A 1132-nucleotide genomic window follows, 5' to 3' on the forward strand; every position below is an offset into this window, starting at 1 on the left:
TCCTTTTTCGGGGCATTCGAGATCACCCTGCCGAGTGCTTTGGTCAATAAAATAGACAATAAGGCCGATAGCAGCAAGGGACTGGGCGGCATCTTCTTTATGGCTGCCTCGCTGGCACTGGTTTCCTTTTCCTGCACAGGCCCCATTATCGGTACCTTGCTGGTCGATGCCAGCTCCAAAGGCGAACTGCTGGCCCCCGCTGTAGGGATGTTTGGCTTTTCACTGGCCCTGGCCCTGCCATTTACCTTATCGGCCGTATTCCCCGGATTTTTAAACAGCATGCCCAGATCGGGCGGCTGGCTGAACAGCGTAAAAGTCTGCCTGGGTTTCCTGGAACTGGCACTGGCTTTGAAATTCCTTTCTGCCGCAGACCTGGTCTGGCACTGGGAATGGTTTGACCGTGAGGTGTTCCTCTCGCTGTGGATCGTGATCTTTGTGCTGATGGGGGTTTACCTTTTGGGCAAGCTCAAGTTCTCCCATGACAGTGACCTTGCTTATGTTTCTGTGCCCAGGCTGTTCCTTGCTGTGCTGTCCTTTTCATTTGCCGTATATATGGTCCCTGGCCTTTGGGGGGCACCGGTGAGCGTGCTGAGCGGGCTGGCCCCGCCGATGAATACCCAGGACTTCCTGCTGAGCGGCAGCGGATCAGGCACTTCAGCCTCCGAACCGGGCTTTCCTGCCAGGGTGAAATATGACGAAGTATTTAAAAAACCGGTTGGCTTTACCCCCTTCTTTGACCTGGAGGAAGGACTGGCTTACGCGAAAAAAGTGAACAGGCCGGTGATGCTGGACTTTACAGGCTGGGCCTGTGTGAACTGCAGGAAGATGGAAGACAACGTCTGGGTGAAGCCAGAAGTTGGGAACCTGATCAGGGAATATGTGCTGATCCAGTTGTATGTAGATGAGCGAAAAATAAAGATGCCTGCCGGCAAGGTGCATTATTCGGAGATCCTGAGGAGAAAAACAGATGACCTGGGTTATTGGAACGGGGATTTTCAGGCCAGCAGGTATGGGTCAAACTCACAACCGTTTTATGTGCTGACCGGACATGACCTGGTTCCGCTGGTAAAACCGCAGGGTGCGGTATTCGATGCTAAAGAATACGCAGCTTACCTGCAAACCGGATTGGATG

Annotated in this window: 1 protein-coding gene; it reads left to right on the forward strand. The window is 53.2% G+C overall.

Annotated elements, in window-relative coordinates:
• Positions 1-1132 (forward strand): protein-disulfide reductase DsbD family protein (locus QEP08_RS20860; protein ID WP_285060738.1); only part of this gene is annotated, 1132 nt, incomplete at both ends.

Source organism: Pedobacter ginsengisoli (assembly GCF_030244015.1).
GTDB lineage: Bacteria > Bacteroidota > Bacteroidia > Sphingobacteriales > Sphingobacteriaceae > Pedobacter > Pedobacter ginsengisoli.